Source organism: Acinetobacter sp. YH01019 (assembly GCF_013420285.1).
GTDB lineage: Bacteria > Pseudomonadota > Gammaproteobacteria > Pseudomonadales > Moraxellaceae > Acinetobacter > Acinetobacter gandensis.
Map to the genome: position 1 here is coordinate 1 of NZ_VOYM01000052.1, position 17,545 is coordinate 17,545.

At 39.7% G+C, this 17,545-nt stretch carries 15 protein-coding genes and 2 pseudogenes; 10 read left to right on the forward strand and 7 right to left on the reverse strand.

What is annotated here, in order from left to right; translation table 11 throughout:
- A pseudogene (locus tag FTT84_RS12010) lies at positions 1 to 100 on the forward strand (IS1 family transposase); the annotation flags it as partial.
- 203 nt (positions 101 to 303) lie between these two features.
- Positions 304 to 1,509 (forward strand): alkane 1-monooxygenase, encoded by a 1,206-nt coding sequence (locus tag FTT84_RS12015; RefSeq protein ID WP_180081302.1) that lies wholly within the window; start codon positions 304 to 306, stop codon positions 1,507 to 1,509.
- 135 nt (positions 1,510 to 1,644) lie between these two features.
- Here FTT84_RS12015 and FTT84_RS12020 read toward each other — a convergent pair whose 3' ends face one another.
- The 6 genes from FTT84_RS12020 to FTT84_RS12045 form a co-directional block, all read right to left on the reverse strand.
- A complete protein-coding gene (locus FTT84_RS12020) occupies positions 1,645 to 2,589 on the reverse strand; it encodes a phosphatidate cytidylyltransferase (RefSeq protein ID WP_067766395.1) in 945 nt (314 codons plus the stop codon).
- Positions 2,589 to 3,290, reverse strand: coding sequence for a 1-acyl-sn-glycerol-3-phosphate acyltransferase (locus FTT84_RS12025; protein WP_067766398.1), 702 nt, complete (start codon positions 3,288 to 3,290; stop codon positions 2,589 to 2,591). Before FTT84_RS12025 ends, FTT84_RS12020 begins: the two co-directional genes overlap by 1 nt.
- 18 nt (positions 3,291 to 3,308) lie before the next feature.
- Positions 3,309 to 3,749, reverse strand: coding sequence for a hypothetical protein (locus tag FTT84_RS12030; protein ID WP_180081300.1), 441 nt, complete (start codon positions 3,747 to 3,749; stop codon positions 3,309 to 3,311).
- Positions 3,746 to 5,119, reverse strand: coding sequence for a phosphatase PAP2/dual specificity phosphatase family protein (locus FTT84_RS12035; protein WP_257223413.1), 1,374 nt, complete (start codon positions 5,117 to 5,119; stop codon positions 3,746 to 3,748). The genes FTT84_RS12030 and FTT84_RS12035 overlap by 4 nt, the downstream gene beginning before the upstream one ends.
- A gap of 13 nt (positions 5,120 to 5,132) precedes the next feature.
- The gene (locus FTT84_RS12040) at positions 5,133 to 6,887 is read right to left on the reverse strand and encodes a bifunctional alpha/beta hydrolase/class I SAM-dependent methyltransferase (RefSeq protein ID WP_180081296.1); all 1,755 of its coding nucleotides are present in this window, start codon (positions 6,885 to 6,887) and stop codon (positions 5,133 to 5,135) included.
- Between the two features lie 87 nt (positions 6,888 to 6,974).
- The gene (locus FTT84_RS12045) at positions 6,975 to 7,610 is read right to left on the reverse strand and encodes a CDP-alcohol phosphatidyltransferase family protein (RefSeq protein ID WP_180081294.1); all 636 of its coding nucleotides are present in this window, start codon (positions 7,608 to 7,610) and stop codon (positions 6,975 to 6,977) included.
- Between the two features lie 189 nt (positions 7,611 to 7,799).
- Between FTT84_RS12045 and ybaK the strand changes: the two genes are divergently transcribed.
- The 8 genes from ybaK to FTT84_RS12085 all read left to right on the forward strand — a co-directional run bounded on the left by ybaK (position 7,800) and on the right by FTT84_RS12085 (position 16,014).
- Positions 7,800 to 8,267 carry a Cys-tRNA(Pro) deacylase gene (gene ybaK, locus FTT84_RS12050; RefSeq protein ID WP_180081292.1) on the forward strand — a complete coding sequence of 156 codons (468 nt, stop codon included), beginning with the start codon at positions 7,800 to 7,802 and terminating at the stop codon, positions 8,265 to 8,267.
- Between the two features lie 271 nt (positions 8,268 to 8,538).
- Entirely contained in the window at positions 8,539 to 9,777 is a 1,239-nt protein-coding gene (locus tag FTT84_RS12055; protein WP_067766417.1) for an MFS transporter, read from the forward strand.
- Positions 9,778 to 10,001: 224 nt separating this feature from the next.
- Positions 10,002 to 12,173: a bifunctional mannitol-1-phosphate dehydrogenase/phosphatase gene (gene mtlD / locus FTT84_RS12060; protein WP_180081290.1), complete on the forward strand. Its 2,172-nt coding sequence runs from the start codon at positions 10,002 to 10,004 to the stop codon at positions 12,171 to 12,173.
- Positions 12,174 to 12,387: 214 nt separating this feature from the next.
- Positions 12,388 to 13,080, forward strand: a complete 693-nt coding sequence (locus tag FTT84_RS12065; protein WP_180081288.1) for a 2'-5' RNA ligase family protein — start codon at positions 12,388 to 12,390, stop codon at positions 13,078 to 13,080.
- Positions 13,077 to 13,598, forward strand: coding sequence for a bifunctional adenosylcobinamide kinase/adenosylcobinamide-phosphate guanylyltransferase (cobU, locus tag FTT84_RS12070; RefSeq protein WP_067766426.1), 522 nt, complete (start codon positions 13,077 to 13,079; stop codon positions 13,596 to 13,598). Before FTT84_RS12065 ends, cobU begins: the two co-directional genes overlap by 4 nt.
- Positions 13,595 to 14,647: a nicotinate-nucleotide--dimethylbenzimidazole phosphoribosyltransferase gene (cobT, locus tag FTT84_RS12075; protein WP_180081285.1), complete on the forward strand. Its 1,053-nt coding sequence runs from the start codon at positions 13,595 to 13,597 to the stop codon at positions 14,645 to 14,647. The genes cobU and cobT overlap by 4 nt, the downstream gene beginning before the upstream one ends.
- Entirely contained in the window at positions 14,648 to 15,271 is a 624-nt protein-coding gene (locus FTT84_RS12080; protein ID WP_180081283.1) for a histidine phosphatase family protein, read from the forward strand.
- Positions 15,268 to 16,014 carry an adenosylcobinamide-GDP ribazoletransferase gene (locus FTT84_RS12085; protein ID WP_180081281.1) on the forward strand — a complete coding sequence of 249 codons (747 nt, stop codon included), beginning with the start codon at positions 15,268 to 15,270 and terminating at the stop codon, positions 16,012 to 16,014. Before FTT84_RS12080 ends, FTT84_RS12085 begins: the two co-directional genes overlap by 4 nt.
- A gap of 123 nt (positions 16,015 to 16,137) precedes the next feature.
- Here FTT84_RS12085 and FTT84_RS12090 read toward each other — a convergent pair.
- Positions 16,138 to 17,411 (reverse strand): annotated as a pseudogene (locus FTT84_RS12090) (OmpP1/FadL family transporter).
- Positions 17,412 to 17,545 lie beyond the last annotated feature (134 nt).

Genomic DNA, 17,545 nt, shown 5'->3' on the forward strand with positions numbered 1-17,545 from the left:
GCGTGGTTTTAGAAGAAGTTGTAATTTCTCCAAAAAGCTTGAAAACCATTTTAAAGCCTTCGACTTAACCTTCTTTTACATCAATAATGGCTTCATTTAATGTCAGCATACTTTTTAAAACACCACCCAAATATTTACTCATCTTATTTTATAGTAAAACATGATCTTTATGTGCTTGAAGGCCAGCATATATCCATACATGCCAAAGACGATCACATAGTTTTTTTGGACGCTTAAAACTGTTATCGCAATCCTTATTTGTTGAATATAAACACAGAAGAAGTAAATAGGGAAGATAAGAGCATGAATGCACCAGTAAAATTAAATGAACAGCAGCTTGCACAATTGGAAAAGAAAATTGGCAGTGTTTTAGATAGAAAACGCTATGGCTGGCTACTCAGTCCAGGCTTACCTGTTATTGGAATGGGGATTTTAGCCGGCTATCATTTTGGTCCAAAATCGACAAAAAAACTGTTTGCGATGGGGGGACCACTGTTGCTGCATGTGATAATTCCCGCTTTAGATGCGTTGATTGGTGATGATGCTAACAATCCAACAGATGATGATATTAAAGTCTTGGTGAATGATCCGTATTATGACCGCATTGTAAAACTCTTTATTCCACTACAAATGGCTGCGAACGCTTTCGCAGGTTATGTAGTGACACGTAAGGATGTATCACTGATTGATCAATTGCTGCTCGGTATTTCAATGGGGGCAATAAATGGTGTTGGGGTAAATACAGCGCATGAACTCTGCCATCGTCCGCATAAAAAAGATCATTACTGGGCGCATGCGACACTAGCACCTTTGGGTTATAGCCATTTCCGGATTGAGCATCCATACGGTCATCATAAACGTGCTGCAACACCTGAAGATCCTGCATCTTCAAAAATGGGCGAAACATTTTATGAGTTTTGGCCACGTACCGTATTTGGCGGAATTAAGTCAGCGATTCGAATTGAAAAGCAGAGATTAAAACGTAAAGGTTTAAGCTTCTTTTCCAAAGAAAATGAGCTGTTTCATGGTTGGGCGATGAGTGCTGGTTTCCATGCCGCTATGCTAAAAGTGTTTGGTGTGCGGGTCACGCCATATTTAGTCACTCAAGCATTTTATGGGGTGAGCCTGTTTGAAATTATTAATTATATTGAACATTATGGTTTAAAGTGTGAGCAAAAGGCTGATGGCAGTTATGCGCGTACGATGCCTGAACACAGTTGGAACAACAATAATATTGTGACGAATTTATTTTTGTATCAATTGCAGCGTCATTCTGATCATCATGCCTATCCAACTCGACCATTTCAGGCACTACGACATTTTGATGAAGCGCCAGAATTGCCAAGTGGTTATGCAACCATGTTAATTCCGGCATTAGTACCCTCACTATGGTTTAAGATGATGGATAAACGAGTTTATGATCATTATGAAGGGGATTTGGACAAAGCTAATATTTTTCCTAAACGCCGTGCAGCGATTTTAAAGAAATTTGCTTCAAGTGATGTTTAATTTGGGCTTGATTCATCATTAAATCTGGCTCCACACATAAGAAATCCCGATACATTCGGGATTTTTTTAGTTAGAAATTTGAAATTGGTCTAACTCGTATGGAGCTTTCTAAATTATGAAGTTTTTAAATAAAGTCTAAGACCACCAATAACGCAAAATATGGAAGAATACTGGCGCAGAAAAGCAAATAGAATCAATTCGATCCAACATACCACCATGACCTTGAATTAATTGCCCCCAATCTTTCACACCGCGATCACGCTTAATCGCAGACATGACCAAACCACCAAAGAAACCAAAAATACAGACAATCAAACCAATAATTGTGGCCTGTATATAATTAAAAGGTGTTAGCCAAGACATTACCACGCCAAGCGCCGTTGCTAAGACAATCCCGCCAAGTAAGCCTTCAATGGTTTTAGATGGGGAAAGAACGGGTGCAACTTTGTGTTTGCCAAACAGCTTACCGCAGACATATTGCAGCACATCGGAGGCTTGCACTACCATAATCAACCAAATAGCCAACCAAATTTTTTCACCGCTGAAACCGGGCAGTTTTAAATTTAACAGTGCAGGCACATGCGAGATACAGAACACACTGATCATCAGTCCCCACTGTATTTTGGCGCTGCGCTCTAAAAAGCGCGTGGTATCTTCTTGTTTTAAAGTGGCAATTGGAATGAGTAAAAACACGTACAACGGGATAAAAATCGAATACAGCCCGTACCAATCGATATAGACCAAATAGTATTGGTAAGGAATAACAAAATAAAAAGCAATCAGCAGAGGAAAATAGTCGCCACGGCGTGTTGGCAATAGGCTAATGAATTCACGTAGGGCGAACAGCGAAATCAGTGCAAATAACACCACGAAGGCTATTTTTCCTAGCATGATGGCTGCACCCAATACCAACAACATGACCCACCATGCATTGATACGTGCATTTAAGTTGTCGATGACAGGGGCCGGAGCGTAGCCAGCTCGGAGTTTCAGGATATAACCGATCGTTGATGCAAATACCAAAATGGCGGCAAAGATACCAAACAATAAATAGGTCATTTGTGCATTACTTAAATCCATTATTGGTACTCCAATGCTTTAAGTTTCAGCAATTCAGCTTGGGCATAATGTAAAAAGTCTGCTTTACTCTGCTTTTCATCATGGATTAAAGGTTGCCCAAAAATCACCGTGGAAAGTAGTGGCAAGGGAACCAATGCACCTTTGGGCATGACGCGTTTTAAGTTTGAAATCCAGACTGGAACCACCTCTACATCAGGAAACTGAGTTTTTAAATGGTATAAGCCGCTTTTAAACTCTAATAGTTCAACATCATCATTTAGATTACGCGTGCCCTCAGGAAAGAAAATAATTGAATAACCTTCTGCCAAAACATCTTTTACAGGCTGTAAAGGGTCTTGATTATTCACTCGGTTACGTTGAATGGTCACACCGGTAAAAGTGTCCTGAATCAAAAAGCGTCGAAAACCATCCTTTAACCAATAGTCTGATGCCGCAATCGGGCGTGTTTGTCGTCTTAAATCGGTTGGCAAAGATGACCACAGTAGGATGAAATCGATATGACTGTTATGGTTAGCATAGTAAATCCGCTGTTTCATCACAGGTTTGCAGCCGACCCAAAGGCTACGTGCGCCAGTGAGCAGACGTGCACCTCGACGAGTAAGATAGGCAATGAACCGAGCCAATGAACGGCTTAAAATATTCCCTCGTTTATTGGGACGAATAATCGTGTTATTGGAATCTGGCGTGGGTAATGTTGGCATGATGTTCTTTATAGTTATCTATCGATAAAGCAAAAATATGCAAATAAAAACGGAATATTGCAAGACCAAGAGCAGAATTTGAAGCCTAAATAAACCTTTGCAAGCTTGAAGTCGAACTGACCAAGTACGATTGGCTTTGGCGGGCGGCATTAGATTTAGAGCAATCAGACTCTGATCCAGTTCAGTAGTTAGCGATTCAAGTTGCACATCTTGAGATGTGCCGTTAGACGGCTGACTCAGCATTTCTAAGATATCCGCATCAAATTGAACACGAATACTGACAAAATGTTGTAGGGCGATCAGCTGCAAACAGATCAAGCAAAATAAGCTATCTAAAATAAGTGATTGGCGATGCCAAATAAGCAGTAAGAGACTGAAAATAAATGCTAGATATGCAGAGCAAAGTAATTCCTTCGAGCAATTTAGCAGCTTGGCAAGTAGTCGCATTTGCATGGTCATGGTGCTAAACCTTTAAGTTTAAGGCGATAGATATCAAGTTGCTTGATTTGAGCTTGGTTTAAGACTACCCATGGACGTGCATGACGAATGATTCTGATGCAATCTTCAACAGAATGTTCGGAATAATGCTTGAGTAAAAATGCGGTGAGGACAGCGCTACTTCTAGAATAGCCCAGTGCGCAAAATACCAAAACTTCGGCATTGTGAGTCGATTTATCAATTGTTATATCAAGTCCAATTAATTCATCTAAAACAATTACTGCTTGCTTGAGCTGTGTCGCTTGCAAAGGAATTAAATCTAGGCTGAGAATCTGTTTATAATTTTGGTCATCTTGCTTCCGTGCAATAGGCATTTCAGCGCAGCAATCCAAGCAGGCTTGATAGTATTGAAGGTGTTGTTGATTTGGAATACGACCTAAATATAGATCATGCTGTTGAAAATGGATAATTTTTGAATCTTCTTGATGCGATCTTGTCCACAAACGGCTATTGAGCCACGCAAATAGAAAATAAGGCGCGTAAAGTAGCCAAGCTGCAATGGTCATTTGTCCATTACTTTGCTTCTGGAATAAATGCGGTCGATTGAAAAAGTAAGCCAATGCGACCATCAATAGACTCGATGCCGGATAAAGTAACCAAAGCCAAGCGCCTTTAGCATTGGCAAGCGCGGCTAAAAAAAATGCACCGAGTAGATATAAGCCACCAATTTTCAGATGTTTAAGCGTTAGGCGGCTAGTTAGATTTTTTGCCAAAGGTGATTGAACTTGTAGAGGAAATAACCATAAACACAGTGCACCTACGAGAATGCCTGTTGGGATATCAATAAAATGATGCTGCCAAGTGGTCAGCACGGATAGACCAATTAAAAATGCCCAAGCATCGACGAGAAATTTTAATTTTCCTTGGCTATGACGACGGTAAAACTCCCACAAAATCACCAACAGAACAATGTGTAAAGACGGGGCTTGATTGAACGGTTTATCGAAGCCCATCAATACATCAAACCACAATCCAAAAAATCCGCTGAGTTCCGGACGTTCAAAACTAAATTTGAGCGGGAACAGCAAAAAGCAGGTAATAGAAATAATCTGTGCAGTAAATAGCCTAAGTACATGCTGTTTTAACTCAAAACGATTCCAACACAGCAGTAAAGATAAGCCATAAAATAAATCAATCGACCAATAAGGCACGATACTCCATGGCCAAAGCGGGATGTATTTCTCCCAAGCAAAAACGATGGATGGGACTTGAGACAGTCCAGATGTGTATTGATTTGCAAAGCCATAGCTAAGAAAAAAGAATGGCGCAAGCACCGCTAGGCAGAGTAGACCGAGCTTCCATGTGCCATCTTGTTTGTTTGAATCTAGCATGCTGTTCACCCATTTAGATTTTTTGAGCGACTGAAACGGTGAAAATACCAAATTCATCAATAACTTGATCGATTTTTTTAAATCCAGCTTGTTCGACTAAGGCATCCATTTCTGCTTGAGAGCGAAGACGCATCACCCAAGCATCTCCTTTGCGATGTGAGGTCAGCGCACGAGCAATAAACTCTTGTTGCGGATGCCAAATTTGTCCTGTATAGATCAAGTAGCCTTGTGATTCGATCGCTTGGCTAAGACCTGTTAAGGATTTGCGTAGTAGATCGTTATCACTAAATAATTCATAAAGTCCTGATACCACGGCAAGGGTAGGTTTGGGTTCTACACTGGCAAGTGAAGCAGTATCAAAAGCGTCGGCTTGGACAAATTGGGCAAGATCAGTTAGACCACGTTGCTCAATCATTTTCTGTCCCGCTTCTACATTCAGGTTGCTGTAATCGCGCAGCAAAATGGAGTCAGGTTGCTGCGGAAGCTGTTGAACGGCATCCAATATATAGCGACCATGACCCGCAGCAATGTCCATAATTCTGACAGCTTGCTGATTTTGAATGAGCTGATTGGCATATTTTTTCAGCATGGCTTCAATATTTTGCTTACGTACACGAATACCACGCCAGCCAATGGCATTTAAATATTGGCGATCAATCAACTTGCCAATGGGATTGGAACTCTCAGTCCGGTTGCGATAAACAAAGTCGAGTGTACTGCCAGAGTCATAGCCTGTATTTTCCCCAATTTTTAAGCCACTGGAAAACATGCTGCCAATTTTTAGATTTTGCTTGGTTAGATTCCAAAAGGCGTGTTTAAGCGAGTTTTTAGGAAGTGTAGAACTCAAAGTTTCGGCAACGGCGCAACTTGAGCCAATTTTATCGGCATTTAAGACATTCGGTGCTGCATAGTTTTGTGCAAAGCATTGCAGAATAAAACGTCGAATTTTATCAGTTGCAATCTGACGTTGCTTTTCGCCTAAAGTATCGTGGTAAAAGCCATCCAACACATGAAACTCTTTTAATGGATGTGGCAGTTTTGCATAAAATTCACGTTGAGGTTTTTGCTGAACCACGAAGTCTGAGCCTGAACAAAGAATTTGCGTTGGCACAAAAATATGTTGTGCATCTTGAACAATCCGTTCTGACGCTGCATACAGACCAAGTAACATTCTGACTGAAATGGCGCGGGCAATTTGAGGGTCGGTGTCATAACTTTTTGCACGCTCTTGATCGTGCGTGAGCATTTTTGCTTTGACATAACTGTTAATAAAAAAGTTACCGCGTACTTTACTGAGTAAATTTAGACCTGGTTTTGCAAAGGGCACATATAATTTAATATCAAAGGCAGGTGAGGCTAAACACAGCGCACGAATTTTAGGTGCATAGTCATGTACCCATGTTGCAGCTAGAACCGCACCGACACTCTGAGCAACTATGGCAATGTTTTCTGGCTGGATGTTGTACTCCGCCTGTAAATGTTGGACGAAATATTGGATATCGTGTACACATGCAGAAAAACTCGGTGCATCTCCTCGTTCACCCGGAGATTGACCATGACCACGGGCATCCCAGGCAAAAAAATCAAACTCGTTTAAACCCAGTTCTTCGACCAAATGCGCCATTCGACCTGAATGCTCATGCCCACGGTGAAACAAAATCACGGCTTTTTTCTTACGATTACGTTTTAGTTCTGCATTTTCCCAACGCTGATAAAAAAGAGCAGTGCCGTCGTGGCTAATAAACGTATGTTGTGTGTTGTTATACATGGTTAATTCTCTTATAAAAATCAAATTTCTTGGTTTTAAAAAATTAAAGCTAAAAATCGCAGCTCAAAAGTGCGTGGTTAAAATGATTTATTCAGGTATATGGATACTGTTTTTAATACGGTTAAAAATGGTCACTGCAAGTAGCAAAATAATGATGATTAAAATGCCATTACAGATCTGAGACAGCAAGTTCAGACCAAAATCAAAAATTGAATATGCTGCTATAACAATGCAAATTAGGCTAAAGGCCAAGGCACGATCACTTTTCCCCATTGGGCCATCATAACGGCGTTCTGCTCCAATGAGGGGTGCCATGACCCCTGTATATTCAGACAAAATAGAAAGAAAACAGGCAAGTATCAGTAGCTCAGCTTGAATAAATGCAAAACAAATCAAACTGAAATATAAAGCAGTGTCAGAGATGACATCGCATAGTTCATTGTAAAAAGCACCAAGTTTAGATTGCTGATTAAATTCACGAGCCAACATGCCATCAATTGCATTAAAAGCCATCCGAATAAGCATCCAAAGGGGAAAGATCAACAATAAAAGCCCGATGCCATGTTTAGAAAAATAAATATAAATGAAACTTGCAACAGCTAAAGAAATAAACATAGCAAGCAAAGTGATTTGATTTGCGCTAATACCTATTGTGTAAAGAGATTTAACTAGAGGCCGAAGTAAGTTTTGAAAGGCGGGTTTAAGTTGATAAATCGAAGGCATATTATTGTTGTAGCATTATGTTTTGCATGAATTTTATACGCTAGTTGGTTTTGCTTACAAGCAAATCAATGTTAAAGATTGTCAACATAAGTCTTAAGGTCGTAGGAAATGTATTAGTGTCGAATTTTGATTGCTGAAAGGCATATAATAAATACAGCCGTAAAGTAGTAATGGAAAAACGAAAAAGTAATGACTCCTGCAACTAAACTTTTAAAATCCAACAAAATAGATTTTTCAATTCATGAATATGAACATGACCCAGATGCCAAAAGTTTTGGCTTAGAAGCAGCTGAAAAACTTGGCTTAAGTGTTGATGTTGTGTTTAAGACCTTAATGGTTACCGATGATAAAAATTATTTTGTCGCCGTTTTACCTGTTGAATATCAACTAAACTTGAAAAAGGTCGCTTCAGCGTTTGGCTGCAAAAAATTAAAAATGGCTGATCCTAAAGATGCAGAGCGTTTAACTGGATATCTGGTGGGTGGGATTAGTCCTGTTGGTCAGAAAAAACGCTTAAAAACAGTCATTGATGCTTCGGCAGCACAGCTCGATAAAATCTATGTCAGTGGTGGTAAACGTGGCCTGGATATTGGCTTAAAACCACAAGATTTAGCTAAAGTGTTAAGCGCACAATTTGCCGATGTTTTAGATGCTTAAGTCATAGGCCTAAATATCTAAAACATCGCTGTTTGAAGAAATAAATTAAATGAGCCTTTATTTAGAAGCGTAAAGGCTGTTTTATTTGCCAGTATATTACGAGTAGCCGATGACAACTGGGCTTATCAAAAAATGAATTGTGTTCTGTAATACAATGCCGCCACGTTTAAATTATTCAAAAAATAAGAGCTAAGCCAGCTTACAAAATAGGGGTGGCTTAAGCCACATCGATTGGTTATAACGTAGCCACTAAAAATGGATAACAAAAATAATGGATCGTAATAACAAGCTGTTTATTGCCGCTAGTTTAGCCAATGGTGCAAGTTTTTCTATGATACTTCCTTTGCTCGCACCTTTAATTCGAGAGCTCAAACTATCCGAATTACAAGGTGGTGCAATGGTGTCTATTGGTGCATTACTCATGGCAATTTCTGCGTTATACATTTCTAAAAAGCAAAACAAATTTTCAATTTATCAATTACTCAGCATTGGATTGGTGGGTATGGCGATCACTTGGGGGCTTTTTGCTGTGGTATTGAATTACGGATTAAGTGCTCAAGTAAGTCTAGTGGTCTTGTTTAGTTTGCTCATGTTTGCGCGTGCAGCAACTGGTGTATTTATGGCGATGCCACAAATTGCCTTACAAAGTTATGTCATGACGACCAATAACAACGAACAACAACGTTCGCAGGCTATGGCTAAATTCGGCGCATTAAACAGTGTCGGTGTCATTGTAGGACCATTACTGACGACCTTATTATTAGGTCTTGGTGGTATGATGACGCCGCTATGGGGTGCAATTATTATATTAAGTCTGATTTCAGGCATCGTTATTATAGCTTTTGAACCGCAAACTTTAACTTTTCAAAAGTCAGAAATTATTAATAATGAGTCTGTATCTAAAACTGCATCCAATTTTGGTATTAAACAATGCTATGCATGGTTGATACTAGGCTTTAGCTTGTACCTTGCCATTGTTACTGTCAATTTGACTGCTGGCTTTTATATTCAAGATCGTTTTGATATGAATGCAGCACAAGGTGCAGTGCATTTTGCAGAATGTTCGTTGATTGTTGGAATTTCGTTAGTACTTATGCAGACTCTGCTTGCAAAGTATTTAAGATGGTCAGTCTATCGCTTGCTTTGGGTAGGGCTGACGAATATGGTTTTGGCGCTAAGCATCTCATCTTTTACTGCTAATCTAAGCATCTTCCAAGCAACCTATGTGTTGTATGGAATTTCAGTCGCATGTTTAATTCCTGCCTTTAGCACAGGAGCCGCACAATCAGCTCCAAATCACTTACAAACCAAAGTCGCGAGTTGGTGTACTGCAACACAAGCTTTAAGTTTTGTGATTGGACCCATAATCAGTACAGGCTTATATCAATGGCATCGGGCATTTCCCTATTATTTCTTATTATTCGTGATGCTAGCTTTAATGATATTTTTTATCTTATTTAGCAAAATGAAAGTTGAGCATACGGTATCGAGTAATGAGGAAATGATTTAATCGTTACATAGAGAAAATATGGTTTGGCTTAGATAAATCGCAAATGACCCTACAGTATTTTGCTTACACAATGTTACTTGTGAGATGTCTAAGGTTACAAATAGTCATGAGATTGCTTAATAATTGATTAAAAAATAACCTAAATTGTTTCATTAAATCTCAAATGAATGGATTGTAAAAATACTCCTTTATGCTTTTAGCATTAAAACAATAACGGAGTTTAAATGCTTAAATTCAATAATGATCTTGTACTGGGTGCAATTTTTGATATGGATGGAACAATGTTTGATACTGAGCGTTTACGGTTTCAAACCTTGAAACAGGCATCTCTAGAATTGACTGGTGTGGAGTTTTCTGAATCATATTTAATGAACTGTCTCGGTTTAAGTGCACAAAGTGCGCATCGACTGGCTCAAGAAGAATATGATGAAAACATTCCCTATGCTGAAATTCGTAAACGTGCAGATGAGTTGGAGTTAGAAAGTGTACGTAAGTACGGTGTGCCCATTAAAAAAGGTTTGGTACAAGTTCTTGAACGATTACGTAAGTCTGGTTTACGTATGGCTGTGGCAACTTCAAGTCGTCGAGCTATTGCAGAAGAATATTTAATTAATGCCAATGTTTATAAATTCTTTGATGTCTTGGTTTGTGGGGACGAAGTTGAGCAGGGCAAACCACATCCAGAAATTTTTATGCGGGCGGCGCAAAAACTTAACTTAAAAACCTCAGAGTGTTTAATGTTTGAAGACTCTGAAAATGGTGTCACTTCAGCCTATGATGCTGGCGGCATTACCATGTTGTTTAAAGACATCAAAACACCGAATGAAAATATGCTATCCAAGGCACATTATTATTATGAGTGTATGTATGACTGCCTATTAGAGCTTGATCCATTTACTGCACATTTAGAAATGCCAAAGGTTCAAGAAGCGTTTCCACAGACACTAAATCAGTTAACTGTTGGTATTCATGGTTTTGGTGCGATTGGTGGTGGCTATTTAGCGCAAATTTTATCGCATTGGGATGGCTATACTCGCCCCAAAAAAATCTATGCTTCTACACGTAATCCACTGTATCGCTCTGCGGTAAATGCTTTTGGTACCTATTGCATTCGCTACGGACAACTGTCTTATGATGAACGTATAGAAAATATGGAGGTTATTGATGCTGAAAATATTCAGCAAATGCAGGATATGTACACGCAATCGAGTCTAGTTGCGATTTGTTTACCTGAAAAAGCCATTGCTGAAGAAGCTAAAACCATTGCACAGGGGTTATATGCGCGACATATTGCTCACGATGAAAAAGCGATTGAGCCGCTCACCTTACTGATTATTTTAAATAAAGTCGGCGCAAAACAGTTATTAATACAGCATCTCAGCCAAGCTTTAGAAGATTTGGCAGGTCAAGATGTTGCAGACCAAATTATGCGGCATCACTATTTCTGTGACACGGTGGTAAACCGCATGGTTTCGAAACTGACTGATCAGAATCTTTATCGTCAACTGCGTATTAAATACAATATTTTTAAACAGTTTCAATTAGATGAAGTTGAAGCAGATGATCAAATTGAAATTGAAGATGCGACTCGGCTCAATCCTGAGCAAGAGCGTCAAGCGACTTTATATGTAGAGGATATGCGTCGTAATTTTCATCCAAGCCATATTTTGCAAAGCATGGATTTAATTCTATTCAATGCTGAATCAGACATGCCTATTTATGTGGAAAATAACAGTCCATTGCTGGAAAAAATGCGCCAAATGATTTTGGTCGATGATATTGATGAAATTCAATTAATCAAAAATCGGTTATGGAATGGTGTGCATGCCATGTTGGCCTGGAAGGCTGTAAGTTCAGGACATCAAACAATCGGTGTCGCGTTGGCTGATCCACAAGTCAAGCAATTCATGCAAGAATTATTAACTGAAGTGCAATCGGGGTTGACACAGTCCATCGCACATCGTGCCCAAGATCTTAGCCGCTTGACTCAAAGTTTTATAGACTCTTGTGAACATGCCTATAAAGATCCATCTGCACGTGTCGCACGTGATCCATTACGTAAACTTTCAGTTAATGAACGAGTGTTGGGCTCACTTAAAACCAATTTGCAATACGAACTAAATACATGCCATTTAGAACAAGGCATTGTGTTAGGTATGGTATATGCGGTGCAGGTTGAAGGATTATCAACTGAACAAGTCACTGAATATATTCAAATTCAATTTGCAAAAATGTTTATTGCACTTCGAGGTGAACATCAGATTGAAATTCAACGAATTGAACAGGATGTGATAAACGCGTTTCAACACGCTATCCAGCATGATTTAAAGCCTAAAAATGCGGCGAATAACTCATCTAAGTCGGTGAAGCAAGAGCAAATAGCTCATTTCGTTTGAACGCATACAGCAAGGAATGTATCTGCGTTTACTGAAAAACTTAATTAACACACTCTAAGCCGAATGAAATATTCGGCTTTGTTTATAAAGGAAGGTAAAATATCTAAAACTGAATGAAATTCAGTTTTAGATGAATATTACTAAATCAAAAACCAGTCAAGTCGATTTCATTTCATGTTTTAATAAACAGTATTAATTTTCAAGTGATTAAGTCGTGTTTCTTAAACCATCAATGCCAGTCGTTCCTACGCTGAATCAGGACTATCCTGCGTGGCATTTGGGACGTGAGCATTATGCGTTATGGTATTTAGAAATACTCGATCCTGATTTATTGGCATATTTAGCTACACTTAGAGAGCATTTCTCGGATATTTTATATACGCCGAACACGCGTCAATTTCATATAACTTTGTTTATTTGCGGTTTTTTTAATGCGTTGAATACTGCTGATGCCATTCTAGCCGCTGAAAAAAGTACGTATAACGATAATTTTTCCGAGCAACAATTCAAACAACAGCAGCGACAGCTTCAGCACTTATCCTTCACGAATATTCAATTGAAAACAGGTCAAATTAATAGTTTTCAAAGTGCTTTATTTATTGAAATTCAGGATGATTTCGAACAACTCGCGCAGATTCGACAGTGCCTAAATATGAATAGCGATGAAATTGCACCTATCGAATATTGTCCGCACATCACATTGGGTTTATATAAACATGCAATGAACAGTGATGAGGTATTTGCGCGTATTGCTAAACTACAACAACAGCAATTTAATATTGATTTTCAGCAAATAAGTTTTGGTAGTTATCAGGCACAGCTCTTACAAGGCCCATTAACTGTTTATAAACAATATCCTTTGTTGGCTCATATTCAGGACTTCAATAAGGAAAAGCAAACAGCATGATTCAATTGATATTAGGTGGCGCACGTTCAGGAAAAAGCCGATTGGCTGAACAAAAAGCCAAAGACAGTGGCTTAAGCGTAACGTATGTTGCGACAGCGCAAGCCTATGACGATGAAATGCGTGAGCGAATACAGCATCACCAAGCAGACCGTCCTACAGATTGGGGACTGGTTGAAGAACCGCTGTATTTAGCCGATCGCCTAGTGCAAATTGATCAAGCCAATCAACTGATTTTGGTGGACTGCATGACTTTATGGATGAGTAATTTATTGCTGAATGAACAGAAAGATTTTCAGTCGCAGCAATGCCAAAAATTACTTGAAGTGCTTCCGACCTTAAAATCCGAAATTATTTTAGTCAGTAATGAAACTGGACTAGGCGTTGTACCTATGGGGCAACTCAGTCGTAAATTTGTCGATGAATCTGGCCGCTTACATCAACAACTTGGTCAGATTGCTGACCACGTTGTGTTTTGTGTGGCCGGTTTTCCTATAGTGTTAAAAGGAGAAAGTAAATGAGCTGGTGGCTTGAAGCATGTAAACAACCAAGTATGGACGCAAAACAACAGGCTGAAGCACATCAGTTACAACTGACCAAACCAACGGGCTCACTTTCTGAATTGGAAAATACCGCAGTTCAACTTGCTGCGCTACAAAATACTGTAAAACCTCAAGTTGATTTACCATGGATCACCATCTTTGCAGGCGACCATGGGATAATGGAAGAAAATATTTCAGCCTATCCGCAAGCGGTAACTCGCCAGATGTTGCAAAACTTTACGACTGGTGGTGCATGTATCAGTGTAATTGCTAAAGAATACCAAGCCAAATTACAAGTGATTGACTGTGGTTCTGTGGGTGAAGCATACGAATATGCAGGTGTGGAGCGCTATTGCATTGCACAGGGCACAGAAAATTTTGCCAAAACTGTAGCAATGACCGAAGCGCAATGTCTACAAGCTTTAAGCCTTGGGCGTAAAAGCGTTGAAGATGCTGTAGCCATGGGGGCGTCTATTTATGTCGCTGGGGAGATGGGTATTGGTAATACCTGTTCAGCGTCAGCAGTGGCTTGCTTTTTACTCAATGAACCTGCAGAAAAATTAACTGGTGTGGGAACAGGTATTCGCGCTGAACAATTAGCACATAAAAAGCAGGTCATTGATCAGGCTTTAGCATTGCATAAAGACTATGTTGGAAATGATGCATTCAAAGCGTTGTGTGCTGTGGGCGGTTTAGAAATTGCTGCTATGACCGGAGCTTATATACGCTGTGCGCAATTGGGCATGCCCATGGTGGTCGATGGCTTTATTACCACGGTATCCGCTTTACTTGCGGTGCGTATGAATCCTGCCGTGCGTGATTGGATGCTGTTTGGACATCAGTCAGCGGAGTACGGTCATGTGCGTTTATTATCAGAACTGAATGCAAATCCATTACTCAAGTTGAATTTACGTTTAGGTGAAGGCAGCGGTGCGGGCGCAGCATTAGGCGTGATTCGCTTGGCATGCAGCCTGCATAACAATATGGCAACCTTTGCTCAAGCTGCTGTCATTGGTGAAAAAGTTTAAATGGAACATTTCCGTTTAGATATTCTGCGTCATGGCGAAACCGAGTTGAGCCATACATTACGTGGCTCAACCGATGATGCATTGACAGAGTATGGTTGGCAGCAAATGCAGCAAACGATCACTACTGCATTGCATGAAATTAATGCGAAAAGTCAGCCAGCTTGGGATGCCATATTTACTTCAGATTTGCAGCGTTGTCGTTTATTTGCTCATGACTTATCTAAGCAATTAGATACTCCTGTATTTCAAAATGCGCAATTTCAAGAAATGCATTTTGGTGATTGGGAAGCGGTGTCTACCGAGCAAATTTATCAACAAAGTCCTGAACTGTTGTCACAGTTTTGGCAAAGTCCAAGTACATATACGCCGCCAAATGCAGAAAGCATGCAACAGTTTCAACAGCGCATAGATTTAGGCATTCAACAAATCGTAAAGCTTACGCAGAAAAATGCATGGCAGCGCGTATTGTTGGTTTCGCATGGCGGCGTGATCAAGCTTTTAAAATGTTTGGCCGAGCAAAAACCGTTGGATGATTTGTTAAAAATGACTGCTGAATTGGGGCAGCTGAACGCGTTTAGCATTTACGATGCAGCGCATATTCGTCTTTGGGAGCAAAGAAAATGATGCCATTTTTTATTGCTTTACAGTTTTTGACGACGTTTCCCATCCAACTCAAAGCCATGCCGAGCAAACAGCAAAATGGTCAATCTTTGCTGTTCTATCCTGTGGTGGGATTGATCATTGGCGGCATATTAGCGCTGCTCGCGTTCACACTACAAAGCCTTCCGATTATTCTGCTCAGCAGTATTATTTTGGTGGTCTGGATTTGGCTGACAGGTGGCTTGCATTTAGATGGTCTGGCAGATACTGCAGACGCGTGGGTCGGCGGTTTTGGTGATGCTGAACGTACTTTAAAAATTATGAAAGACCCCGCCTGTGGCCCGATTGGTGTGATGAGTCTAGTCATTATTTGCTTGCTAAAATGGTCAGCCATTTATGTATTACTTCAAAAGCAGCAATTTTTGGCGTTGATATTATTTCCAATTTTAGGCAGGCTCGCGCCGCTGTTTCTATTTCTTACCACCCAATATGTTCGTGAAAAAGGCTTGGGTTCATCGATCGCTGAATATATACCGAGAATATGGGCATTGGTGGTTTTTGTACTATGCTTAGCGGCTAGTTTTTACTTTTCATGGGTCGGGCTGATCAGCCTTGTGGTTTTTGTTGTGACCTTGGCTTATTTGCGCCTCAAGTTTATACAACGTATAGGTGGTGTTACAGGTGATACCATTGGTGCCGCAATTGAAATTTCAGAATTATCGAGTTTAATGGCATTTGTGATTGGATTGCATTATTGGGTCAATTAACTTTTTATAGAATCGAAAGTAATGTGGTTGGATAATTGTAAAATTTAAACACCAAAAAATATTCGTAAAAAAGGACTTCAGCTGAAGTCCTTTTTTACATCTCAATATATTATTTTTTAAGAATTAGAATGAATAACCAATATTTAAACCATAACCAATCGCATGGTTGTTGCTAAATTTACCAGCTTCAGTGTGTGCACCAGTAACAGCTTCAGCATCGCCTAACCAGAAATATTTCACACCCGCACCGATAAAGTAATTTTTTGCAGGGTTGAAACGTAAACCTGTACCCACAGACCAATAGCCTTCAGTTGGGCCGAGTGTTGTTACAGGATTACCTGCACCAGTGTCATAACCGACAGAGATATTGGCACCCCAGTGATCATTAAATTTACGTGCAACACCCACAGTCACAGAGATTTGATCATCTTTATAGTCAATTAGATTAAAACCATTCGGTTTGTTAATCTCAGGTTTCATTTGACCTACGGCAGATGAGACAAGACCAAATTTATTTGGACGAACTTCAAAGTTTGACCAATTCACCCAACGTAAATTTGCAAAGGCAATGGTATTTGCCATGATGCCAGTTTGGAAATCAAGGTTAACCGATTGTGGAGTAGAAAAACTAAAGTTTCCGTCTGCCTGACTTGCCTGACGCAAGAAAGGAACAACACGTGCTACAGCATCTGTGTCCAAGCCAAAATTTTCATAGGCATCTATTTTATGTTTGACTTCAGAACGATATGTAATTGAGGCTTTCAGGGCTATTTCAGGGCTATTTCAGGAATTTGATAAGCAGCACCTGCTAGCCAACCCCAAGACCAGTCCGTACCAGTTTCTAAATCATAACCGTTTAATACGGAGTAAAGCTCACCACGCAATTTCACGCTACCATTTACAGACTGATACATCGGACCTGCATAAATATTCCAATTTTCATTAGGTTGGTAACCAATCAGCATTGAAATATTTTCTGTTTTGACTTGAACCGACGTACCACCTTGAACTGTTGAACCGACCATACCCGTGGTGTAATTTAAACCATCGACAATTTTATCTGTCGGTTTTGCGACAAAAGCATTATCACCGCTGTATTCAGCATCTGCACCATAAGGCTGGTCATAAATCAAACCCAAAGTAATATGATCCGTCGCTTGGACTTTAATAGCTGCAGCAGGGAAATAGTAATCTCCCGCCATATTCGGTGCTGAATTTCCAAATTTATCTTGACCCGATACGCTTGGATCAAGCACGGAAATACTCGCTTCAGCATAATTACCCGGTTGAAGAAACGCACTAATTGATTGGCCTGAGCGATCAAGTCCGCCTGCATAAATCGTTGTAGTAGAAAATAGGCTAAGGAATATGGCAGTGTGGATCGCCGTGCGTTTCATATGGGATACCCCGAAAAATTAACGCGTGAAAAATACCATAAATAAATTTATATGAAAGGGCTTAATAAATTATAAGTATCTAAAATAAAATGAAAAATAATAAAAGTACATTTGTATATTTATGATTTATAAAA